General features: G+C 48.6%; 20 protein-coding genes. 8 read left to right on the forward strand and 12 right to left on the reverse strand.

The window, feature by feature from the left end; all coding sequences use genetic code 11:
* Nucleotides 1-96: 96 nt before the first annotated feature.
* From ACJJIN_RS11845 to ACJJIN_RS11865, 5 genes are all read right to left on the reverse strand, one after another.
* Nucleotides 97-1,284, reverse strand: coding sequence for an alpha/beta hydrolase-fold protein (locus tag ACJJIN_RS11845; RefSeq protein WP_444894800.1), 1,188 nt, complete (start codon nucleotides 1,282-1,284; stop codon nucleotides 97-99).
* Nucleotides 1,285-1,482: 198 nt separating this feature from the next.
* Entirely contained in the window at nucleotides 1,483-2,223 is a 741-nt protein-coding gene (locus tag ACJJIN_RS11850; protein WP_444894801.1) for an NUDIX domain-containing protein, read from the reverse strand.
* Nucleotides 2,224-2,343: 120 nt separating this feature from the next.
* Nucleotides 2,344-2,739: a GNAT family N-acetyltransferase gene (locus ACJJIN_RS11855; RefSeq protein WP_444894802.1), complete on the reverse strand. Its 396-nt coding sequence runs from the start codon at nucleotides 2,737-2,739 to the stop codon at nucleotides 2,344-2,346.
* 85 nt (nucleotides 2,740-2,824) lie between these two features.
* A complete protein-coding gene (locus tag ACJJIN_RS11860; RefSeq protein WP_282931692.1) occupies nucleotides 2,825-3,298 on the reverse strand; it encodes an OsmC family protein in 474 nt (157 codons plus the stop codon).
* 155 nt (nucleotides 3,299-3,453) lie between these two features.
* Nucleotides 3,454-3,798 (reverse strand): 4a-hydroxytetrahydrobiopterin dehydratase, encoded by a 345-nt coding sequence (locus tag ACJJIN_RS11865; RefSeq protein ID WP_108732232.1) that lies wholly within the window; start codon nucleotides 3,796-3,798, stop codon nucleotides 3,454-3,456.
* A 208-nt stretch (nucleotides 3,799-4,006) separates the two neighbouring features.
* On the opposite strand from ACJJIN_RS11865, the gene ACJJIN_RS11870 reads away from it, so the two are divergent.
* Nucleotides 4,007-5,830 (forward strand): DUF885 domain-containing protein, encoded by a 1,824-nt coding sequence (locus ACJJIN_RS11870; protein WP_444894803.1) that lies wholly within the window; start codon nucleotides 4,007-4,009, stop codon nucleotides 5,828-5,830.
* A 42-nt stretch (nucleotides 5,831-5,872) separates the two neighbouring features.
* Here the strand turns inward: ACJJIN_RS11870 and ACJJIN_RS11875 are convergent, their stop codons facing one another.
* Both ACJJIN_RS11875 and ACJJIN_RS11880 read right to left on the reverse strand, forming a co-directional pair.
* Nucleotides 5,873-7,381 carry a fumarate hydratase gene (locus ACJJIN_RS11875; RefSeq protein ID WP_413664798.1) on the reverse strand — a complete coding sequence of 503 codons (1,509 nt, stop codon included), beginning with the start codon at nucleotides 7,379-7,381 and terminating at the stop codon, nucleotides 5,873-5,875.
* A 152-nt stretch (nucleotides 7,382-7,533) separates the two neighbouring features.
* Nucleotides 7,534-8,292, reverse strand: a complete 759-nt coding sequence (locus ACJJIN_RS11880; protein ID WP_282931689.1) for a coiled-coil domain-containing protein — start codon at nucleotides 8,290-8,292, stop codon at nucleotides 7,534-7,536.
* A 332-nt stretch (nucleotides 8,293-8,624) separates the two neighbouring features.
* Here ACJJIN_RS11880 and sodB point away from each other — a divergent pair, with 332 nt between their 5' ends.
* The 3 genes from sodB to ACJJIN_RS11895 all read left to right on the forward strand — a co-directional run bounded on the left by sodB (nucleotide 8,625) and on the right by ACJJIN_RS11895 (nucleotide 13,634).
* On the forward strand, nucleotides 8,625-9,206 hold the full coding sequence (gene sodB / locus ACJJIN_RS11885) for a superoxide dismutase [Fe] (protein WP_108732228.1): 582 nt from the start codon (nucleotides 8,625-8,627) through the stop codon (nucleotides 9,204-9,206).
* A gap of 235 nt (nucleotides 9,207-9,441) precedes the next feature.
* Complete coding sequence (locus ACJJIN_RS11890) at nucleotides 9,442-11,319, forward strand: DUF885 domain-containing protein (RefSeq protein WP_444894804.1); 1,878 nt, start codon at nucleotides 9,442-9,444, stop codon at nucleotides 11,317-11,319.
* Between the two features lie 428 nt (nucleotides 11,320-11,747).
* A complete protein-coding gene (locus ACJJIN_RS11895; RefSeq protein WP_444894805.1) occupies nucleotides 11,748-13,634 on the forward strand; it encodes a DUF885 domain-containing protein in 1,887 nt (628 codons plus the stop codon).
* 224 nt (nucleotides 13,635-13,858) lie between these two features.
* Here the strand turns inward: ACJJIN_RS11895 and ACJJIN_RS11900 are convergent, their stop codons facing one another.
* From ACJJIN_RS11900 to ACJJIN_RS11920, 5 genes are all read right to left on the reverse strand, one after another.
* Nucleotides 13,859-14,254 (reverse strand): cupin domain-containing protein, encoded by a 396-nt coding sequence (locus tag ACJJIN_RS11900; protein WP_444894806.1) that lies wholly within the window; start codon nucleotides 14,252-14,254, stop codon nucleotides 13,859-13,861.
* A 272-nt stretch (nucleotides 14,255-14,526) separates the two neighbouring features.
* Nucleotides 14,527-16,344: a DUF885 domain-containing protein gene (locus tag ACJJIN_RS11905; RefSeq protein WP_444894807.1), complete on the reverse strand. Its 1,818-nt coding sequence runs from the start codon at nucleotides 16,342-16,344 to the stop codon at nucleotides 14,527-14,529.
* A 127-nt stretch (nucleotides 16,345-16,471) separates the two neighbouring features.
* Nucleotides 16,472-17,404 carry a universal stress protein gene (locus ACJJIN_RS11910; RefSeq protein WP_444894808.1) on the reverse strand — a complete coding sequence of 311 codons (933 nt, stop codon included), beginning with the start codon at nucleotides 17,402-17,404 and terminating at the stop codon, nucleotides 16,472-16,474.
* Between the two features lie 275 nt (nucleotides 17,405-17,679).
* Entirely contained in the window at nucleotides 17,680-18,393 is a 714-nt protein-coding gene (gene hda, locus ACJJIN_RS11915) for a DnaA regulatory inactivator Hda (protein WP_282931683.1), read from the reverse strand.
* Nucleotide 18,394: 1 nt separating this feature from the next.
* On the reverse strand, nucleotides 18,395-19,492 hold the full coding sequence (locus tag ACJJIN_RS11920; protein ID WP_282931682.1) for a DUF2066 domain-containing protein: 1,098 nt from the start codon (nucleotides 19,490-19,492) through the stop codon (nucleotides 18,395-18,397).
* A 277-nt stretch (nucleotides 19,493-19,769) separates the two neighbouring features.
* On the opposite strand from ACJJIN_RS11920, the gene purM reads away from it, so the two are divergent.
* The 4 genes from purM to ACJJIN_RS11940 all read left to right on the forward strand — a co-directional run bounded on the left by purM (nucleotide 19,770) and on the right by ACJJIN_RS11940 (nucleotide 23,941).
* Nucleotides 19,770-20,831 carry a phosphoribosylformylglycinamidine cyclo-ligase gene (purM, locus tag ACJJIN_RS11925; protein ID WP_444894809.1) on the forward strand — a complete coding sequence of 354 codons (1,062 nt, stop codon included), beginning with the start codon at nucleotides 19,770-19,772 and terminating at the stop codon, nucleotides 20,829-20,831.
* A complete protein-coding gene (gene purN / locus ACJJIN_RS11930; RefSeq protein WP_444894810.1) occupies nucleotides 20,831-21,475 on the forward strand; it encodes a phosphoribosylglycinamide formyltransferase in 645 nt (214 codons plus the stop codon). Before purM ends, purN begins: the two co-directional genes overlap by 1 nt.
* Nucleotides 21,476-21,576: 101 nt before the next feature.
* Entirely contained in the window at nucleotides 21,577-22,281 is a 705-nt protein-coding gene (locus ACJJIN_RS11935; RefSeq protein WP_282931679.1) for a DUF3108 domain-containing protein, read from the forward strand.
* A 244-nt stretch (nucleotides 22,282-22,525) separates the two neighbouring features.
* Complete coding sequence (locus tag ACJJIN_RS11940; protein WP_444894811.1) at nucleotides 22,526-23,941, forward strand: OmpP1/FadL family transporter; 1,416 nt, start codon at nucleotides 22,526-22,528, stop codon at nucleotides 23,939-23,941.
* Nucleotides 23,942-24,245 lie beyond the last annotated feature (304 nt).

Genomic DNA, 24,245 nt, shown 5'->3' on the forward strand with positions numbered 1-24,245 from the left:
TGCTTGTGCGGCAATCAATCGAGCCACTATCAGCGAGTCTTTTTCACCACCTACCCAAGGGCAGCACACGACTATAAGGAGCTAGACTTAAAAAAACTAATATATCAATAAATCAGACATTCTACTTTTAGCATTTTCATTATCAGGATTTATTAACAATGACTTTCTATAGCAATCTATAGCAAGCTCTTTCTTCCCCTTTACCATATAAGCTTCAGCCAAACTATCCCAGGTCTTATATAAACCTGGATAAAACTGTGTATTCAATTCGAAAAATTCTATTGCCTTATCAACATCTATGCCAAACTGATCATTATAGAGACGATCATAGCCAAAGAAACGAATAACATCTTCCCTCAACATAAACGTCCCTCCGAGCTTTCTTGAGAACTGTTCGAAGTGATTTTTAACATTCACTGCGGTGCGAAATCTAGCTTGATCATCGATCATATAACCATCAAAAATTGATCGAAGCCCTCTATAAAAGCTAATAACGGGCATTGTATGATGATTTTCCTCTGGCCCATATATTACTGAATCTACGTACAACCCTTTTTTGGGCTTCTCATTTAGCAGCCTAATAAATTCTGCAACATAGTTTTCATCAGGATATACACCTTCTACTCTCTCTGAAGTAGCGATAAACAGCCTGCGCTTTTCAGTTGATTTACCTTGTAGGAATTCAGAATACCGCTTCAACATAATTTGCTCATCCCACCACATACTTGGATCAATAGCGATATACGCATTAAAATCTTCAGGCGATGAATATAAGCTATGAATAACAGGTAGACCTGTAAATGAGTAACCTGCAAGAATTTGATACCCAGATGTCGGATATTCCGCGTTTATCTCTGGGATAAGCTCTTCTCTTAAAAATTCAAGAAATTGATCAGCGCCCCCTGTATTGGATAGCGCCTGATTTTTACGTCCACCATATTCAGTTAGCGATCTAGTAGGTGAACTATCTCTTACACGTTCTTGGCTTACGATACCTACAACAATCATTTCAGGAATTACTGGAGTGGCATCAGAGCTCAGCTGCCGAACCATACCTGTAAAGACATGAAAGAAGCTATTAAAATCTGCATCAAGCAAATAGAGAACCGGGTAATCTTTATATCCACCGTTTTTAAAGGATGCGGGAAGAGAAATCCAATACTCCCTTCTCTCTTCGAGAGTTTGCGAGACAATAACCTTGCGCTCACCAATAGTTAACTCATTGGATTGAGCAGTCAAACTCCAAACTGCGGCAATTAAAATTGCTATAAATTTGCCTTTCACAGGAACACTCCATCTTTCCACCAGCTAACCATTTAACCCACATTTAATAATCAGAAGAGGAAGAAATCATACGCCGCGTTCTGGACTCAATGAGAAAGAAGAATTCACGATGTGTTTAGAATGCAGCTTAGTCTTTCCCTCTGCCCAAAAAGTAAGTAGTTAAACTGCGATATATACTCAACTAATCATTTGGATCTTTTAGGCATTAGTCCAAAATATTTCCTGCTTTGCGAAGGGATCCTTGTAAGAATCCTGGCTGACCTGGGTTAAACCAAGCCTTTGCATGGACATTTCAGCTACATGTCTATTAAATGCTGAGATATGCCCTCCATTTAAGTAGTGGTCAATATCTACCCAGGAAGCATGCTTAATTTCTTCCGTATCTGTTATTGAAATATCCCGATTTAAGGCACTCAATTCACATACGAAGTAGATATCCGTATAGCCTAAATTCGTAGGAAATCGGGTAGCAAATCCGAGTACTGAGGAAAACTCGCAGGACACACCGGTCTCCTCATAAACCTCACGAATCACCGCATCGGCTATCTTTTCACCCAGATCAACGGTTCCTCCAGGCAGCTTCGGGCTCGATGCTGCACTGTGGCCCTGGACACAGAGCAGTTGCCCATCAAGAAGTACGAATCCCCCAACTCCCACCGTATGGGTTGGGTAGAAGGGAACATATGCATCTTCCTGAAGCTTAAGAACCAGCCTTGTAGCAGAATCCCGACAGCTATGAAATGTAAAACCATGCTTTAGGCATATCGGGATAAACCGGGTAAGTGCATCTCGGAGATCTATCCATATCAACTTTCGGCTGTTAACTCTGGATACTTCTATAATGGCTACCAGTTCAACCAAGAACTGATTTTCCGTACCAGAAAAATTCTCGAGATCCAAAGTAACGCAATTAAAGGAATCAACTGTATGATGAAACACAAGCAACCTATTCAACACCTAAATGATTTCAATACCATAAACGATATAGCCAACACTGAATCAGTTATTTGTTCATGGGTGTAAAGCCAACTTCGAATCCACAATAATAGCTCTGTGCCATTATTTGATAAGATACATCCCTTCAGTGTCTGGACGGCTCAATTCAAATCCAAATTTTCTATAAAGCTCGGGAACATCTGCCATCAACGTAATATATGCTGAAGGAAGGGCTTCTCGATCCAGGTAAGCCATAATGTGCTCCATGATCTGACGCCCCAGGCCAACACCTTGGAATTTGGGATCGACAGCAACATCCACTATCTCAAAATTAAGTGCGCCATCCTCCACTACCCGCCCCATGGCGACAGTTTCAGATTGTCTTTTTATATGGATACCGTACAAGCTATTTGAAAGGCCTTTTTCCGCTGCTTCACGGCTTCTGGGGGTTAAGCCTATTATCTCTCGCAGTTTGAGGAAATCCTCGGTAGAAGCTACTTTCTCAATAATTGTGTACATACCTTGCCGAATAAAATAAACAAATTAATAGTACCGCTAAGCCTACCTAGTACCCAGCGACAACCCAATCGTTATAGGAAGGTACTTAAACTGGAACTTCCTGGATCTCTGTCACCACTTCAGCTTTCACAGAGTTCGCAATAAAACACTGTTTGTGGGAAAGGTGATGTATTTTTTCTAACTGCTCGCGACTGGGTTGTTTTTCACCGGAGAAGCGCACTGAAGGACGCAGGGTAACTTTAGTCATAGCAATTCGACCATCCTTATCAGTCCCCATAATTCCTATAGCTTCATCGCAATATTCATCAACCACAAACCCTCGCTTGGCTGCAATCGATAGAAAAAACAACATATGGCAGCTGGACAGAGCCGCTACAAAAGCTTCTTCTGGATCAACGTTTTCAACTACTGAATAGGGAATGGGTACAACATGGGGGGAAGAGGAGGCTGGGATAGATGCCCCACCATCAAATTGCCAGGTGTGGGCTCGACTGTATTGATTATCGGTGAAAATCTGCTCGTCGCGTTTCCAGGTCACCGTTGAAGTATACTCTGACAAGACTTATCTCCCTTTAGACGACACCCCTAGTCTTGGGGGAAAAGGGGCTAAATTGGGATACTCACCAGCCCTAAGATTACCAAGAACCGGTGAGTGCTATTTCAAATGGTCCATCGCCTCCCGAAGCCGGATATAGGCGCCACAAGAAATACTAGTTAAGCAGCATCCACCTGCTCATCGGTGCGAGCAGCCATGATAAAGTCATTTTTGTGCAGGCCTTTAGCCTCGTGACTCCACCAGGTAACCGTAACCTTACCCCATTCAGTCAGCAGTGCGGGGTGGTGCCCCACCTCTTCAGCAATCGCGCCGACACGGTTGGTAAACGCCAGAGCCTGCTTGAAGTTACGAAATTTAAACACGCGTTCCAGCTGCATAATTCCGTCACGGGTCATCGGCGTCCAGTCAGGGATCTGCCGCAGCAGTCCTGGCAGTTCGTCATCACTCACCAGCGGCGCATCGGCACGACAGGCTTCACATTGTTGTTGAGCTAGTTCGGTCATGAATCGGTCCTCAAAACCTTGTTTATTATCGGCTCAATTGGGCCGGCCTCACTCTACCCGCCCCCCCTTAACGAAACAAGTACAGGGCTCAAAAACGCATTTTATCCGGTTTTACCATCACAAAATGGAACCGCATGCTAAAAATATTGGACGATCTATAGCCACCGCAGCATTGGGTCGACATCGGCAGATTAACGTGAGGATTGTCATGAAAGCACACCTCAGTCTATTACTACTTCTAGTATCTCTAGGAGCCTGTGAGCGCCAGCAAGTGGATAGAGAGCGCCTTCCTCCACCAGAGAAGGTTATCCTGGAGGAAATGCGCTCCGAGACAAACCTGGCATTCGAGCAGCTCTGTCAGCAATTTATACACGGCCTATGGAATCTATTCCCATCCTGGGCGCTCAGTGAAGGCTACTATGAAGTAGCCAAAGAGCTTCAGGTGCCCGATAAGAGTTATCGTGAATTTGTATTGGATTTTGCTCAAATCTATGAACGCAAATTTGCAGCCTTGGATAAAAGCCAGCTCAATATCAATTCACGCAGTAATCTCGCTCTTATAGAAAATTTTCTGCAGCGACTGCAATGGCAATATACCCGCTTTAAGTCATACCAATGGGACCCATCCATCTATAATGTTTCCCATTCTTTTGCCCTGATCCTAAACACCGACTATGCGCCACTTCTAAAGCGCCTACATACCGTTAGCACTCGTATGCTGCAAGTGCCCGAGTACTATCAGGCCGCTAAGGCAGCTATCTATCGTCCGGCAGCGCCACAGCTTGAATTAGCAATTCAACAGAGTACAGGCTCACTGGAAGTCTTTGGTGAAGAGCTGGAAAAAACGGTTAAAGAAAGTCAGATGCCTGCGGACGCAAAGGAGATTTTCCTACGGCGAATGCACGATTCTCGCTTAGCGATACAAAGCTATATCCACTTCCTACAAAACCTACAAAAGAAATTGACTAAATCCGGAAAATTCCGTGATTTTCGTATCGGTGAAAAACTCTACGAAGAAAAATTCCAGTTTGATATCAATATTGGAATGAGCGCTGCTGAACTATATCAGCGCGCCATCATAGAGAAGCAGCTAACCCACGATAAAATGACCAAGCTTGCCGATCAACTCTGGCCAAAATACTTTCCTTCTGACTCCCCACCCAACGAGCCACTGGTAAAAATTGAAAAGCTGCTGAACAAGCTTTCCCAATATCATGCCACCAAAGAAACTTTCAAGAAAAAAGTAGAGCAACAAATCCCGGAGCTGGCAAAGTTTGTGACCGAAAAAAAACTGTTAAGCCTGGACAAGGAAAAGCCACTGGTAGTTCGAACAACTCCAGCCTATCTGCAAGGCTTTGCTGTAGCTTCCATTAATGCGCCTGGCCCCTACCATAAAAATGCAAACACCTATTACAACGTGATGCCCATAGAGACCTACTCCGATCAACGGGCGGAGAGCTTACTGCGAGAATACAATGACTATATCCTGCAGATACTCAATATCCATGAAGCGATCCCCGGGCACTACACTCAACTGGTTTACGCCAACCAGTCCCCCAGTATCCTGAAAACTATTCTCGGCAATACTGCCATGATCGAAGGCTGGGCCGTCTATGCGGAACGCATGATGCTGGATGCGGGTTACGGTAATTTTTCCCCCGAGCTGTGGCTGATGTACTACAAGTGGAACTTGCGCACTATCACTAATACCATTTTGGATTATGAGGTACAGGTAAAGGGTATCAGCCAAGCAGAGGCGATGAAGTTAATGGTCAGGGATGCCTTTCAGCAACAGGCTGAAGCAGAGGGTAAATGGCGCAGGGCGACCTTAAGCCAAGTGCAGCTCACCAGCTATTTTGCTGGCTTTACTGATATTTTGGCCCTGCGCGAGGAAATCAAAAAGAAAATGGGCAACAACTTTAGTCTCAAGGGGTTCCACGAGATGTTCCTGAGCTATGGCAGTGCACCAATACCAATTATTCGCGAACTGATGCTGGCGGACTTAGCCAAGCAAGGCAATAAATTCCAATAAAAAAGGCCCCTGTTGGGGCCTTTTCTTTAAATGGCGGAAGCGTTACACCTCACCTTCGGCAATCTTGGCTTTCCAGATCAGCGGGCCAGTAGTGTGTACTGACTCACCCTGACTGTCGACAGCCACAGTTACCGGCATATCTTCTACTTCGAACTCGTAAATCGCTTCCATTCCCAGCTCGGGGAAGGCGATAACTTCGGAGCCCTTAATCGCCTGGGCAACCAGATAAGCAGCGCCACCGACGGCCATAAGGTATACCGCTTTATTATCGCGGATCGCCTCAATTGCCATGGGGCCGCGCTCCGCCTTACCGATCATCCCCGCCAAGCCAGTTTCTTCCAGCATAGTGCGAGTGAATTTATCCATACGGGTAGCGGTGGTTGGACCTGCGGGACCAACAACCTCATCGCGCACCGGATCTACCGGGCCTACGTAGTAGATAAAGCGGCCGGTGAGATCCACAGGCAACTTCTCGCCTTTGGCGAGGATATCTACCATTTTCTTGTGCGCTGCATCGCGACCAGTCAGCATCTTGCCGTTCAGCAGCAGGGTCTCACCGGGCTGCCAGCTTTGGATATCTTCTGCGGTAATGGTATTCAGGTTTACCCGACGGGTATTGCTGCCCGCTTCGCGGGTAATTTCCGGCCAGTCTTCCAACTTAGGCGGAGTCTGGCGAGCGGGCCCGGAGCCATCCAGGGTAAAGTGGGTGTGACGGGTAGCCGCGCAGTTGGGGATGATCGCCACAGCCTTGTTGGCAGCGTGGGTAGGATAATCCTTGATCTTCACATCCAACACAGTGGTCAGTCCGCCCAGGCCCTGGGCACCGATGCCCAGTTTGTTGACGGAATCATAGAGTTCCAGACGCAGCTCTTCAGCGCGGTTAGAGGCTCCGCGCTCTTGGAGCTCCTGAATGTCGATGGGGTCTAGCAGGGATTCTTTGGCCAACAGCATCGCTTTCTCAGCGGTACCGCCAATACCAATACCCAACATGCCGGGCGGACACCAGCCGGCACCCATCTGCGGAACCATCTTCAGCACCCAGTCAACCACCGAGTCAGATGGATTCAGCATGGCAAACTTGGTTTTGGCTTCGCTGCCGCCGCCTTTAGCTGCCACATAAACTTCTACGGTATCACCGGGAACGATTTCATAGTGAATCACCGCCGGAGTATTGTCTCCGGTATTCTTACGGGCACCATCAGGATCTTCCAGAATAGAGGCACGCAGCACGTTGCTGGCATTTTGATAGGCACGGCGCACACCTTCGTTAACCATATCGGTAACGCTCATGTCCGCTTCCCAGCGCACATTCATGCCCACTTTCAACTTCACGGTGACAATGCCGGTATCCTGACAGATTGGGCGGTGGCCCTCGGCACACATGCGTGAGTTGATCAGGATCTGGGCCATGGCGTCCTTGGCCGCCGGGTTGACCTCTTTCTCATAAGCCTTGTTCAGGGCCTGAATGAAGTCCTGTGGGTGGTAGTAAGAAATAAATTGCAGCGCATCGGCCACGCTGCCGATCAGATCATCCTGGCGGATAGTGGTCATTGCCAACTCCGATTAACGTCTCGAGGCCGGCGATTCTACACGAAATGTAGGGTTATTGACCCAGATATTCCCAGAAATCCCATTCACCTTAAGGGAAAACGGAATAAAAAAAGGCGGACACCAGGTCCGCCTTTTTTAACTCAACCGGAAAACTACATGGATGAAGCTGTGGAATCACCGCTGGACTGCAGGGAGCGAATCGCATCGCGAAGCTGCACCAGATCCTTATTCACCGAACGGCGGTAAGCATCGATAGACTCTACAGCCTCTTCATTCGCACCGACACGCATAGTCAGGTCACTGCGCACTGAAGCCAACTGGCGCTCCAGGCGTGCAAGCTTGTCGGTCATCTCACGCTGGGAATCAGTATTGCCCTTGCGCAACTCTGCCAGCGAAGCCTCTACAGCAGCGATTTTCTTCACGCTGGACTCGAGGCCGCTGAGCTTGGTGCTGAGAGCGGCGACTTGCTTTTTGTTAGCCGCGACTGCTGTTTTATTTGCAGAGATACTCTTGCGGTTGGTGTCATAGGCAACACCCCACAATTTGCGGATCTCCGAAGAGTTTTCCTTGGCTTTTGCATTTAGTACTTCAACCGATGCCGTAGATTCCTCATCGGAGAGGCTAAAGCGCTTCTCCAGTTCAGCAATACGGTTTTCCGCATCGGCAATACGAGTCTCAGCATCACTCAACAGGGTCCGGCTGTCCTGCCATTGCTGGTACAGGAAACCCGAGGCTCCCAGGCCACCCATCGCCATAATCAGGGCACATAGCCCCAAGAAAGAGAAACCACCCCGGCGCTCCTCCACGATCACCTGGGGCTCTGGTGAATCACTCCTTTCTTCGCTGGTAGTGAGATCCAGTGATGGTTCAAGAGCGGCGCTGCCGCCCAGTGTGGGCTCTTTGCGTTGCATGGTTCGATACACCCGATAACTGTGCTGATGAGTCCGGTACCCGCCAGTTCTATGCTGCTCTTTCCGGTACCGTATTTTCAGAAATATATGACAATAGAATCCATTCAGATTCGTCGAATTCTGCGGCAGTTATACCAAAAATTGACGAAAAAGTAAGCGGTCGTCAGTAATAATAGACGACAGTCGAATAGAGCTGACAGCAAAAGCTTCCCCCCTTGTGTTTGAGGAAATCGTCCCAAACTTCCCTAATCCATCGCGCCGGCTTAATTCTGAGATGCGGCACGTGTAGAATGCCCTCACCAATAACCCTCAGACAAAGGAAGGAAAACACCATGGCTTTCGAATTGCCTGAACTCCCCTACGCTAAGAACGCCCTGGCACCGCATATCTCCGAAGAGACTTTGGAGTACCACTACGGCAAACATCATAAAACTTACGTAGACAAGCTGAACGGCCTGCTGGAAGGCACTGCTGACGCTGACAAATCTCTGGAAGACGTGATCAAGTCCTCTTCCGGTGGTGTGTTCAACAACGCAGCCCAGGTTTGGAACCACACTTTCTACTGGAACTGCCTGAGCCCTAACGGTGGCGGCGAAGCCACTGGCGCGATTGCCGAGGCTATCAACGCAGCCTTCGGTAGCTTCGACCAGTTCAAAGAAGCATTTACCACCAGTGCTGTAAACAACTTCGGCTCCGGCTGGACTTGGCTGGTAAAAAATGCTGACGGCTCAGTCGCCATTGTAAACACTTCCAACGCAGCAACCCCGCTGACTGAAGAAGGCGTTACTCCCCTGCTGACCTGCGATGTTTGGGAACACGCTTACTATATCGACTACCGCAACCTGCGCCCGAAGTACATGGAAGCTTTCTGGGCCCTGGTGAACTGGGAGTTTGTAAACCAGAACTTCGCTTAATCCCGAAGTCACCAGAAAAAGCGGGCCATGTGCCCGCTTTTTTTATTTCCTTAATGCCCTCCTCCCAATCAAATTCTCCCCACTACTGGCCAAATGCTGCTCCAGTCAGCACAATACCTGCTGATCTGCACTACACATCCCGCATAAAGTGTGGGGGATTTAGGCAATCAACCTAAAGAATGCCACTGGAGTGGCACAAATTAGCAACGAAGAACCGAACACTGGGAATATGCTCATGAAGTTGAAACCAACCCTGATCGCAGCCGCCATAAGCGCGCTGGTAATCAGCGGCTGTGACCGCGGCGCCCCGAACACAGCCGAGCAGAGTGCAACCGCCACAGCCACGGAAAGCACGGCGACTCAAGAAGTCGCAGGAAAAGTGGACCCAGCCGCAGTCAAACGCGTAAACCAGATGTTCGAGGACTTCTTCCAGGAGCACCTCGCCCGCAGTCCTGAGACCAAAACTTTCCTGGGTAAAAAAGAAGACTACGATAAGTGGGATAACCTCTCCCCAGAATTTGCCAAGGAAACCCTGGAGCTCGACAAGCGTCAGCTGGCGGAACTGAATAAAATTGATCCTTCCACCTTGGATGACGCTACCCGCCTGAGCCTGCGCCTGGCAAAACGCAACTGGCAACAGGATATTGATGGCTACAAGTGGCGTAACCACGGCTACCCTGTTAACCAGATGTATGCCACCCATACCAGCGCCGCCACACTGTTGATCAGCCAGCACCGTATTGATGATGTCAGCGATGCAGAGGCCTATATCGCCCGCTTGAACGGCATGCCCAAGTATTTCTCCCAGTTGGAAGAACAACTGAAAGCCAATGCTGCAGTCGGCACAATCGTACCTAAGTTTGTATTCCCTTACGTTATTAGCGATTCCCGCAACCTGATCACCGGTGCACCTTTTAACGGTGAAAAAGACAGCCCACTGTTTGCAGACTTTAAAGACAAAGTAGAAAAGCTGGAAATCAGTGAAGATCAAAAGAAATCACTGGTCAATAAAGCCAGCCAGGCCCTGACTGAAAGCGCCGGCCCCGCTTACGAAAAATTAATCAGCTACCTGCAAGAGCTTGAGAAAAAAGCCAACACTGACGACGGCGCCTGGAAACTGGCAGACGGCGAAGAGTTCTATAAATTCCGCCTCGGTGTTTACACCACTACGGATATGACTGCCGATGAGATCCACCAAACCGGTCTTAAGGAAGTTGCCCGTATTCACGACGAAATGCGCGAGATTATGCGCAAGGTGAAGTTCGAAGGTAACTTGCAGGAATTCTTCGAGTTCATGCGCACCGACAAGCAGTTCTACTACCCCACCACTGAGGAAGGTAAAGCGGAATACCTGGAAAAGGCCACCGCAATTATCGACACCATGAAGGGCCGCCTGGATGAACTGTTTATCACCAAGCCCAAAGCCGATCTCGATGTAAGAGCCGTAGAGGCCTTCCGCGAAAAATCTGCGGGTAAGGCCTTCTACCAGCGCCCGGCTCCCGATGGTTCGCGCCCAGGTATCTACTACGCCAACCTGTACAATATGAACGATATGCCGTCTTACCAGATGGAAGCATTGGCCTACCACGAAGGTATCCCCGGCCACCATATGCAGCTTTCTATCGCTCAGGAATTACAGGATATTCCCAAGTTCCGTAAATACGGTGGTTACACTGCTTATACCGAAGGCTGGGGCCTCTACTCCGAACTGGTGCCCAAAGAATTGGGCTTCTATGAAGACCCCTACTCTGACTTTGGACGCCTGGCTATGGAACTGTGGCGCGCTGGCCGATTGGTGGTAGACACCGGCCTTCACGCCAAGAAATGGACCCGCGAGCAAGCGATCGACTACCTCGTAGAGAACACCCCGAACCCGAAAGGCGACGTGGTTAAAGCGATCGAGCGCTATATTGTGATGCCTGGCCAAGCGACCGCATACAAAATTGGTATGCTGAAAATTGTCGAGCTGCGTGAAAAAGCCAAAACAGAACTGGGTGATCAGTTTGATGTTCGCGGCTTCCACGACACTATCCTGGCCAGTGGCCCAGTCCCCTTGGATGTACTGGAAGAACTGGTTAATGAGTGGGTTGCAAAAGTAAAAACCCAACAATAAATAATAGAAGCGACAGATAAGTACCTGATAACTACTTGTCTGTCTTTTTCTTATCGTCAGTAGAGCATTGCAGAAGTAAAAATTCTGTATAGTTTTTACAATACGGCATTTATTGTTTTACAGGGAAGTCCGGAATGACACTCCGGACTTCTTATTAAGCAATCACCAGCTCCCAGCATGATTGGCACCGTGGTCTTATTTCAACCCCCCCTATTTTCAGCTCACCTTAGCCGCCACTGTCTTATAAAAGCACCAAAATAAAACATACCCAGTATTCCCCATACCAAAAAAGTGCACCGCTCTTATTTTCTGCTGAATTTATATCCACAAAACCAAATAATGGGATGCTTTTACATAAAAAAGTCCATTAACTGCAAAAATAATGATAAAAAAGTAAGAGCTACTCTTTGAACGCAAGGATTGTACTCATGAAGTTAAAAGTAACTCTGATTGCAGCGGCAGTAAGCTCACTCATCCTCACGGGCTGCAACGATAGTACCAACAATGCAGATGCACATAAGATTGCCCCCTTAGAGGAAAGTGCACTTAATCAGTCACCTCCCCCGAAAGTCAGCAAAGAAATGAGTGAGGCCAGCAAGAAGGTCAATTTGCTATTCGATAAGTTCTTCCAGGAGCATCTAGACCGCAGCCCTGAATTCAAAACATTCTTGGGTCTGAAAGAGGAGTACGGCAAATGGAATGATCTAACTCCTGAGTTTGCGCAAGAAACCCATGAAGTTAATAAGCGTCAATTATCCGAGCTGAATAAAATTGATCCCGCTATATTGGATCGACCTACCCAACTTAATCTTCGACTGGCAAAACGCACTTTGCAACAAGAGATCGAAGCCTATAAGTGGCGAAATCATAATTACCCAGTCAACCAAATGTTCGCCACCCATACCGGCGCCGCTTCAACACTTATCAGCCAGCACCGTATCGATAACATCAGGGATGCCGAAGCTTATATTTCCCGCTTAAATAGAATTCCCCAGTATTTCGCACAGCTGCAAGACCAACTGGAAGAAAACGCCAAAGCTGGCACCACTATCCCAAAATTCGTTTTCCCCTATGTTATTGGAGATGCACAAAACCTAATTACTGGTGCTCCTTTTGACAGAAAAAAGGACAGCCCTCTATTTGCTGACTTTAAGGGAAAAGTAGAAAGTCTCGATATCAGTAAAGAGCAGAAAAAGTCCTTAATAGATAAAGCTAAAACAGCACTAAAAGACAACACTGGCCCCGCCTATAAAACCCTAATCGACTACCTGCAAGAGCTTGAGATACGCGCAACTACTGATGATGGCGCCTGGAAACTGGCAGATGGCAGTGACTTTTATAATTTTCGCCTCGGCTTTTACACATCTACCGATATGACAGCCGAAGAAATTCATAGGATTGGCCTTGAAGAAGTGACTCGCATCCATGATGAGATGCGTGAAATTATGCGTAAAGTAAAATTCGAAGGTAAGTTGAAAAACTTCTTCGAATTTATGCGCACCGACCAGCAATTTTATTACCCGACCACTGAACAGGGGAAAGCTGCATATCTTGAGAAGGCTACTACCATTATCGATACCATGAAGGGTAGGCTGGACGAGTTATTTATCACCAAACCTAGAGCGGACCTCGATGTGAGAGCGGTAGAACCATTCCGGGAGAAATCTGCCGGTAAAGCTTTTTACCTGCAACCTGCTGCCGACGGATCACGCCCAGGCATCTACTATGCCAACCTCTACAACATGGACGATATGCCCAGTTACCAGATGGAAGCACTGGCATACCACGAGGGTATCCCCGGCCACCATATGCAGCTCTCTATCACCCAGGAATTACAGGATATCCCTAAATTCCGCAAATATGGTCACTATACCGCCTATACCGAGGGTTGGGGCCTTTACTCTGAAATGGTGCCAAAAGAGATGGGACTCTACCAAGACCCCTACTCAGATTTTGGGCGCCTCGCCATGGAGTTGTGGCGAGCAGGACGCCTTGTAGTCGATACCGGAATTCACACTAAGAAGTGGACCCGAGAACAAGCCATACAATACCTGATGGAAAACACCCCTAATCCTGAGGGGGATGTGATTAAAGCAGTCGAGCGCTATATCGTATTACCCGGCCAGGCAACAGCCTACAAAATTGGCATGCTCAAAATTTTACAGCTCCGCGAGAAAGCCAAAAAAGAACTGGGAGAAAAGTTTGATATTCGCCAATTCCACAATGCAGTTCTGGCCAACGGCCCAGTACCACTGGATGCCCTGGAGGAAATTATTGACGAGTGGATAGCAAACACCAGAACTCCAAAAGTATAACTAAAAGGTTAAAACAGAATTAAAAAAGGCCACTATCTGTGGCCTTTTTTGTTTGAGCTATTAGTGAACACCTAACAATTCGAGAGCCAAATATACACGAGGACAAGCGATATACTTGGTTTACCTGCATTTTTAGAACCCTATAGCTCAAGGTTGAAAGCCCCAGCTAACAGCACTCACTCTTGTACTGCAAACCGCTGCAGCATGTAGAATGATCCTATTTCTTAAGTATCGCATGGCTTAGTGATACTGTGCTCAGTTGGCTGCGGGGTGATAGTCATAACTTTTACTTCGCTAGGTGTTTCAAATCGGTGCCAGATACCTTTTGGTATAACCAATATTTGCCCGGCTGATAATTCGTTCCGCTTCTCATCACCGTTAACGAGAAGAATTAGAGCTGTTTCCCCACCTATAACTTGAACAAACTCATCTCCATTGGTGTGTCTTTCCCACTCGCTATTCCCTGAATAGTGGGCTACGTATATTCCACCATCCCTATACTCGGACAATAAGGCAAATGCATCTTTAGCATCCTCATCCGTTGTTTCGGGAGTTCTTCCTTTTAGAAATTTAACTCTAGAAAATCCATCATCTATCGTAATAGCTTTTGACTTCGGCACTTACCAACCCCTTACAAGTACTACTCTTACTACTGGGGTGGAAGGAAAGAATACACCGCACTCGAGACACGCTGTGAATACATCCCTGTAAGCTCCTAATCGGCATCCATGCCTCATGGGGTCCCAAGCGCGGTGTATTCTTCCCTTCTCCCTTTTTAGTAACTAAAACCACATAATCCGAGCACCTTCACCCTTTCTAGCGGTAAAGCTGCTCAAACTTTAAAGTTATTCTTTTGACGATCCTATAGCCGAATACTCTGCAAAAGTGAATCCTAACTCTTGTTGGTTTCTATCCACTGATCTACCTGCTGCTCCAACACTGCCAATGGCAAAGCGCCATTGGTGAGAACTACATTGTGGAACTGGCGGATATCAAACTGGCTACCAAGCGCTTCTTTAGCGCGTTCACGCAACTCAAGAATCTTTAGCATACCGGTTTTGTAGGCCAGTGCCTGACCGGGCCAAACCATATATCGCTCGATTTCGGTGGTGACTTCGGACTCAGTCATACCGGTCTTTTCCAGCATATACTCAATCGCTTGCTCGCGACTCCAGCGCTTATAGTGCATTCCAGTATCCACGACCAACCGCACAGCCCGGAACATTTCCGCCTGCAACCGACCCAAATCATCATAGGGGTTTTCCTGAAAACCGGCTTCTTTAGCAAGCTTCTCGGAGTACAGTGCCCACCCTTCCGAGTAAGCATTAAACAGCCCCATTTTACGGAAAGTCGGCACACCTTTTAGTTCTTGCGCTATTGCCAATTGGAAGTGATGCCCAGGCACCGCTTCATGGTAAGCCAAGGTACGCATTCCAAACTTTTTGGTTTCATGAACATCCCGCAAGTTTGCATAAAATACGCCGGGGCGAGACCCGTCCATAGCCGGAGGGTTGTAGTAGGCTCCCGCAGAACCTTGCTCTTTAAACTCTGGGACTCGACGCACCTCAACACCCATTTTGGGTTTTAAATCAAAATAGTCACCCAGGCCTGCATCAATTTCATCAATCATTACCTGGTAATCGGCAATAATTTTCTCCCGCCCTAAATCTGAATCCTCATAAAGAAACTGGGGATCATTATTCAGTGCAGAGAAACGTTCGCTAATAGTGCCACTGGTTCTACCAACGGATGAAAAAATTTCATTCATTTCCGTTTCAATTCTTGCAACTTCTTCCAATCCAATACGATGGAGTTCCTCCGGTGCAATATCTGTACTGGTAAAGTTGCGTACTTGATAGGCATAGTAGGCATCCCCATCCGGCAATGCCCAAACACCATTATTCTCTCCAACTTTTAACCGGAGAGTACTGAAATAATCGATTAGCCCTTGATACGCGGCGTAAACTTCTGTACCAATCAGTACCTCAGCTTGGCTGAGAATACGTTCCCGCTCCTGTTTATCCAGCTTTTCAATTTTGTTAAGTCGCTCCAGTAATGAGGTATAAAGTATATTTTCTTTTACCGGCGCGGCGATAAAACCCTGCATTTCCTCTAAAACACTATCGACAACGAAACGCGGGGGCAGGATATCTTTCTCTTCCCTTATCTTCAGGCCATCCAGCAATTGGTCAAACTTACGTCCAATCTCTCCCAGACGAGACAAGTAATAATCAGCTTCTTTTACATTGTTGATCTGATGCACTTCAGCGAGAAACTCCGGCAACCTATTCTGCTCACCCGACATTTGGTTAAGCGGGTAATCATGGTGTCTCCAGCGTTCAACTTCTGTCTTTATACTGAGAAGATGCTCTAACACATCATAGGAAATGGCCTGCTGCCCTTCCAAACTTTCGCGATCATAGCTGCGCAATACCGCCAGCTCGCTCTTCATCATTTCAATAACACGCAACTGCTCTTCTTCAGACAAATCATCGAGATGCGCATTGTGTCCATCAATTCCAAATTGTTCCAAAATTCTAATTTGTGAAAGGATTTCCGGACTGCTACTGCCGATTTTTATAAAGACACGTTCAAAAAATACATCTATAGACCAAGGCTTGAAATAAACTGCATTAATAGCAAAAGCAGAAACTGCCAAAACCCCCACAAAAAATAAGCCGCCAAACCATTTGGCAATAGTCTTAATCATTATATTTCTCCCGAATTCTTAGCTGTAATTTTGTCCCGGGATCAGGATCACCTCAACTCCCGCAGTAGAGAATTCCGATAGAGCGATCAGCGCAGGGGGCAAGCTGAATTAGCCCCATAATTCACAACTATTTTATCGGCGATACAAAGTCACTGGGCTTCAGAGCCAGCAGGGAGCAACTGACCTTCTGCAATATATTCTCTGCAGTATTCCCCATAATGAAACCGGGAATACCCGCCCGTCCAACAGTGCCCATAACCAGCAAGTCGAGACCTTCTTCATCAATCAGCAATGGAATAAAGTTATCAGGATGGGCAACCACATGGTGAATACGTATTTCCCCCTCAATTCCGGATGCACGTATCAATACATCGAGCTTTGATCGGTGTTGGGCCCGCGCTGATTCAGTGGCCTCATCCAACTCTTCCTCAGAAGCGCTCAAGGGAAAATGGCGCCGCAAGTATCCATCGATATCGAAGTCCCAACAGGAAATAACGTTCAACACCCCACTGCAACTGTCAGCGAGTACTCGCGACCAGCGCAGCAACCGGATCGCCAAGTCATAAGTGCTACCATCCTCGCATTCAGGGTCGAGAGCTACAGCCACCTGAATCTTGTTGCGATGTTCCTTGATTGGGCGGCACAGCCATACCGGGCAGGGACACTTTCGCAGCAGATCCATATCCATTGCCTTGAAACCCTTAAGCTGACTGCGACCCTCAACATTCTTGATCACCAGGTCATAGCCCTCAGCCAATACCCGGCGAATCACCCGCTCGGCAGGTCGGGCACCACAATCTGACTCAATCTCCAAATTGGTCCTTTCCGCCGATAACTCCATATGTACGCGGGCCGACTCAATTTCACTCCTGACCCTATCAAGCATTGTCCTCACACAGAGCCGACTAAACTCCTCAAAACCTTCCGGCACCTTCGGACAGACCAGTAAAACCTTAATCTCCGCCTGATGATTGCGCGCCACCGCAAAAGCCTGCATGAGCCCACTGCTTTCATCCTCAGCAGCATGGCTGACATACAGGATTTTATGAATGTTTGGCATAACGCTGCCCTCAACCAGAGACATTTGGGAGCAAACAGGGGCAAGACTCACCATAAACCCACTCGCTGCCTCAAATTGGTATCGTGAGCAGAGCAGATTTCACACGGAAATACACAGGTGAAGGAGATGGAGCAGGAGTAGATAGGGGGAGGTGAAGTGAGTAAACACCAACCATAATAGGCGAAAAAAGCGTCTAGTGCCGCTAAAACACAAGACAGAGGAGCCCAAATGAGCTCAGGGAGCTAAAGCAGGTCGGCCAGAGTCCAATGCTGGGGTCAGATATCCAAAACCTGCTTAACAAAAGGAATGGTGATTTTACGCTTAGCCATAAGTGAAGCCCGGTCCAACTCCTCCAGACACAGAAAGAGTGCTCGAGTATCCCTCGGGGCACGGTGCAATATGTACTGGGCCACATCTTCCGGCAGGTCGAAACCGCGCAGACGGCTGCGACGGCGCAGGGCGGCAACTTTGTCGCTGTCATTCAGGGTTTTGAGCTGGAACACCAGGGACCAGTGCAGGCGTGACTGCAAATCAGCCAGGGCAATATCCATACCGCGGGGTGACTTGCGAGCCCCCATTAATAACTGCCTGCCGCCATCCTTAACTCGGTTATAGAGATGGAAAATAGCGGTCTGCCACTCGGGCTGCCCCTCCAACAAATGAACATCATCTATACAGACAAGGTCCAGGCGTTCGAGTCCGTCGAGAATAACAGCCGGGTCCATGTTCATTAGGTCTGCGAGAGGGAGATAATGGAAAGAGCGACCATTGGCCTCTGCGCACTGACAAGCAGACTGAAGCAAGTGGCTAATACCACTACCCGCCTCACCCCAAATGTAAATTACAGACTCAGGATTCTCGCCACTGGCAAAAGACTGCAGCAGGGCAACTACCTGTCGATTTGGATCTGAATCCGACAGGTAGAAGTTATCAAAAGTGGCGTCATCCCGCAGGGATACCCCCAGCGGCAATTGTTGCGGAATACTCATCTCAATCCCAGTGATAGCGCAACGGATTCTCAGCGCTGCCCAAGGGTGAACGGTATCCATTCAGGTTAATGGCGTCTCCGTCCGCTTGTGCTCGCAATTTATGGTTTAGAGCCAGGGTATCACGCAAATTGCTCAACCCTGCTGAAGTGACCAGTGCCAGGCGCATTCGGTCCCCTTCAACAGAGAGCAGGTTAGCACTGCTAACCTGTGCCAACCCCTGTAGATAACCAGATGCCTTGGCATAATCAGCAAAACTGTCGATACCAGACAACTCAACAATCACCGCACCCAACTGATTGTCCTGGCCATTCGGGGACACCGCATAGCGCTGTGCAAGAATATTGGCCAGTTGGTTAACGCCGCGCAGAGCGACCTCTTCCAGCGAACCTCCGGCAGTATCGAAGGCATAGCTGCGACCACCGTGGATTAGCAACCAATCTGCCTGCCAGCGATGGCCTGAAGCTTGAAGCACCCGGCCCATCAAAGTGGCATCGGGGCTATAGCGAAAACCCGCCTTCTCAGCTGCTTGCTCATCCTGGGCCCAGAGAGCTCCCAGGGGCATATTGCGCTGGTCATTGAGATCCATTACAGGGAAATCCAGGGGGACACCGCGCTCGATAGCCATTGCCTCGAGTACAGAGAAGAGCTCCGGGGTCGCCTCTTCACTCAAAGCACTGCGGCCCTCTTGCAAGGTATCTACTGCAAGCCACACCAAAGTGCCGGGGCGATTGTTAGGCCACATGGGCAAGTTCATTTGATTAACTTGCCGGGAGATCGCTTGGGGATCAAAGGAAAGGTGTAAGTAGAGCTGATTGTCCTCGCGGGTATAGCGATACCCCTGAACAAACTGCTGTGCATTCTTTAATATCGGCTGCACATTTGGGTTACTACCGACAGCGGCATCTCCCGTAACACGTACGAACACCCGTTCCAGGCCGCGACTTCCGGCTGCTGCACGATCCGTGGCTCCGCGACTCGACACAGCCTCGACAACTTCGTACAAATCCGAGATGACTCGAGCTTGGACCGGTAGGGCTAGAACACTGATGATCAGAGCCAGCAACTGCAACACCAATCCCTGCCGGAGCAGCTTGTGCATAGGACTTCTCTCCAAACCTCTTATTTTCCGCCCCTGAGCTTGCAGAAATTATTATCGATGTGCAAGACGCCAGATTTTAGGGCGGACTAAAAATTGCGGCTATTGTATCAGCGTCAGACGTTTCTCTCAGCCCCGAGTTCTCACTATCGGAGTGATTTCACAGTTCAAATGGTGAGAAAATGCCGAAATCCCCCTTCGAGATGCCGTCTGGGCGTGGCTCCCGAGGCAAGACCCAGATAGAATACGCGCCCTTCGAATACCCACCGCAGGAAGAATCATGAGCGATTCCAAGCCGCAATCTACGCAAACATCCCTCTCTTATAAAGATGCCGGTGTCGATATCGACGCAGGTAATGCACTGGTAGAGCGCATCAAAAATGTCGCCAAACGCACATCCCGCCCCGAGGTAATGGGCGGACTGGGCGGATTCGGCGCCCTGTGTGAACTTCCAAGCGGCTATAAAGAGCCGGTTTTGGTTTCCGGCACCGACGGTGTGGGTACCAAGTTACGCCTGGCAATGGACTTGGGCATTCACGACAGCATCGGTATCGATCTTGTCGCCATGTGTGTGAATGACTTGATCGTAGCAGGAGCTGAACCCCTCTTCTTCCTCGACTATTACGCAACCGGCAAACTCAATGTCGATATTGCTGCAGAAGTAGTTACCGGCATTGGCAAAGGCTGTGAGCTGTCAGGCTGCGCACTGGTCGGCGGCGAGACCGCCGAAATGCCCGGCATGTACGAAGGCGACGATTATGACCTGGCAGGCTTCTGCACCGGTGTCGTAGAAAAATCTGAAATCATCGACGGCAGCAAAGTTAAAGCTGGCGACGTATTGATCGGCTTGGCCTCCAGTGGCCCCCACTCCAATGGCTACTCCCTGATCCGCAAGGTTCTCGAAGTCAGCGGTGCCGATCTCCAGCAGGACATCGGCGGTGAAACCCTGGCCAAGGCGCTGATGGCCCCGACCCGTATCTACGTTAAAAACCTGCTGCAATTAATGAAGACTTTCCAGGTGAATGCGCTAAGCCATATCACTGGCGGCGGCTTACTGGAAAACCTGCCCCGCGTACTGCCCGAAGGCTGCAGCGCGCGTATTGATGTCACCAGCTGGGAAATGCCTCCTGTATTTAATTGGCTGCGTGATGCAGGCAATATCGATAGCCGCGAAATGTACCGCACGTTTAACTGCGGTGTTGGCATGGTTATTTGCGTGCCTGCAGAGCAATCCGAGTCGGTACTATCCGCTCTCAAGCAAATGGGCGAAGACGCCTTTGTCGTTGGCACTATCGAAGATGCCAAAGAAGGGGCGGAAGCAGTAGAGCTGGCGGGGCTGTAATGTCTTGTAGAGTTGCCGTATTAATCTCCGGTAGTGGCAGCAACCTGCAGGCTCTGCTGGATGCCGCCGCACAAGAGGACGCGCCTTTTTCCGTGACTGCAGTTGTCAGCAATAAGGCAGATGCCTATGGGCTGACTCGCGCAGAACAGGCAGGCGTTCCCACCTCTGTGGTGGATCACCGGGATTTCTCCAGCAGAGAAACCTTCGATCACGCCTTGATCGAAGAGATCGACAAGTGCAAACCAGATTTGGTTGTACTGGCTGGGTTTATGCGTATTTTGACGCCCGACTTTGTGCGCCACTACAACGGCTGCCTGATCAACATTCACCCCTCCTTACTGCCGAAGTACCAGGGCCTACATACCCATAAGCGGGCACTGGAAGCCGGGGACAAAGAACACGGAGTAACCGTACATTTTGTCACCGAGGAACTCGATGGCGGGCCACCTATCGTCCAAGCCATTGTTCCTGTAAAGGAGGGAGACACTCCTGAGCTGCTGGCAAAGCGAGTGCAGGTTCAAGAACACATCATTTACCCCATGGCGGTTACCTGGTTTGCTCAGCAGCGCCTGCAAATGGTGGATGATCGAGTTCAGCTGAATGGTGAATTACTACCTCACCACGGGGTTCAGGTTTCCGCATAAAACCAGCCCTTGATAGCTGGCGGGGTAAAAGTCCTTCAATGTACTTTGCGCGCCTCGCCAGCTAGTATTCAAAAGGGTTCAGTTTTTTGTGGGATATCACAGTGCGCCTTTTTGCTACCTCTCTGTTTCTTTTTTTAATTACCGGCCAGGCAATTGCTGCTGAGCTGGAACCTTTCAAAGCCACCTACGCCGCCCGATTTAATGGGATCAGCATTACCGCCACTCGGGAATTGTCCGGACAGGACGGCAACTGGCGCCTGGACTTCGATAGCAGCGCCCTTTTTGCCAGCATTAAAGAGTACTCTCGCTTTACCAGCCAGGATGGCCATATCACCCCCCAACATTACGAATATCGCCGCAAAGGCCTTGGTCGAAATCGCGCCACGGTGCTTAATTTCGAACCGTCAAAAGGTATGATCTTTAACGTCCATAATCCGGAGCGGGATCTCAAAGACGCCCCACCCAATATTCTTGACAAGGTGAGCTATCAAATCCAACTGGCACTCGATGTCGCCGCTGGAAAAACAGACCTTCAATACAAAGTTGCCGACGGCAAAAAAATTCGCGATTACAAATTCAGTCAAGTTGGCACTGAAACCCTAAAAACACCTCTGGGTCCGGTGGAGACAATTAAAGTCGCTCGAGTTAGAGATAAAGACTCAGGAAGAGAGACAACTGTCTGGATCGCACCGCAATGGAACTACGCTTTGGTGAAACTTATCCAAAGAGAAGAAAATGGCAAAAGGTATCAAATCAACCTGACAAATTTATCCATCAATGGCGAAAAAGTCGCTGCCAGCCAATAAATGGCCACATTTTCGACTGATGAAAAAAAATCCGTCGACTTGGATAGATTTTTGTCCCCATTGTCTTTATAAAGTCACTCCTCTCCCTCACTAGGGCAATGACGTATTGCTAGACTTTTTAGTAAGGGATTTGCTACGGAAGTGGAAGGTACTTATATAAGTCTAAAGGCCTTCCTGCCATGGCAGAGTTTATTCCAACCTGTTTATGGCTTTCAGTAATCAGCAGACTTAGAGATGGGTTCTCATGAATAAAAAATACCTGCGACACGCAGTTCTGGCCGCAGCTATCAGCTCCGTTTCCCAAGGCGCTATGGCTGCAGGTTTCTACTTGCAGGAAACCAGTGCAACAGGCCTTGGCCGCGCATTTGCTGCCGAAAACACTATCGGCGACAACGCTGCAATTCTGGCGCGCAACCCAGCCGGTTCAGCACTATTCAATACTTATACCATTTCTCTTGGTGCTACTTATGTCGACCCCGAGATCGATGTGGATGGTGATGTCACTTACTATGTTGGCAGTCCAGAGACTGGCTATTTAGCATTTGAAACCCCCGCAAATGCCAAGGACTACGCCACCAGCGCAGTAATTCCCAATGGTTACCTGGCTGCTCCCATCAATGATGAGTGGTCCTGGGGCCTGGCCATGTACACAGACTTTGGCCTGGAAACTGATTTCCCGGATAACTTCCCCGCAACTACGATCGCCAACAAAACTTCACTGCTGACCGTAAACATCCAGCCATCTGTTGCTTACGATTTTAACGATCAGTTCAGTGTTGGTATCGCGGCTAATATTTTCTATGTCGATGCCGAACTGAATACCACCTTCCCCGATGACTTCCTGATCGGTGATGTTGTAGAACCTGTCTTAGGATTTAACCCCGCTGGCGCCACCCTTCTGGACGTGAAAGGGGATGCCTGGGATCTGAGCTGGACCATTGGCGGCCTATGGCGCATTAGCGACAACACTCGCGCAGGTATTTCCTACCATGCCAAGTACGACCCTAAAATTAAAGGGGAGGTAAGTTCCGACCTAGCCCCAACACCCTTTGATCCGTTTGACGACACTCCTGGCAACCTCACCCTAAATCTGCCAGACACGCTGGAGCTGGGCTTCTATCACCGCTTCAACAATAACTGGGGTGTGGCAGTAGGTTACATGTGGACCAACTGGGACCGCTTCGAGCGCCTCGAAGCCTTCATTCCTAGCGTCGATCCAGAGTTTTTTGAGGATTACAACCCTCTTCTACTGAAAGAGGAAAACTTCAAAAGTGGTTCCCGCTTCAGTATTGCTGGTGAGTACTACCACAGTGATGAGTGGACCTTCCGCTTCGGTTATGCTTACGATCAGGGTGCTGCCCGTGACGGTTTAAATAGAGAAGAAACCGAAGAACTCTCAGAGCTGGTAAACGAAGACCTCCCAATTACCTGGCGTACCCTGTCGATTCCCGACACTGATCGCCAGTGGCTGACCGTTGGCGGCACCTACTCACTAACTGACAAACTCACTGTTGATGGCGCTTTCGCCTACATCTGGGGTGATGACGAAGTTATCCAAGAAGCTAACTTCAGCATTGAAGAGTTGATAACTTACTACGATGGCGGCACCACCAAAACTGAAGCCTACCTATTCAGCGTGGCCCTTAATTACCAGTTCTAAGTCAACTTAGATCTGATAGGAAAAAGGCTCTACCCCTGGTAGGGCCTTTTTTATTCCCAGCTATTATCCTCCTCACCTAAGCCTCCATTAACCCCACAACAACCCACTCCCCAGAAAACTCCCCCTCACCCCCAATCCAAATACCACCAAAGCGTTAACACCGAAAAAAAGGGTTAGATATCTCCATCCTTAAATTTGATATAAGGAACGTCAAATCCTAAAACCAGATGAGTTTGCAAAATTTTATTTCCTAACAACGTATTTAAATTATTTATTTTTGCTCAATCAATGGAATTCGGAGCTT

The organism is Microbulbifer maximicatervae (SeqCode) (assembly GCF_052467505.1).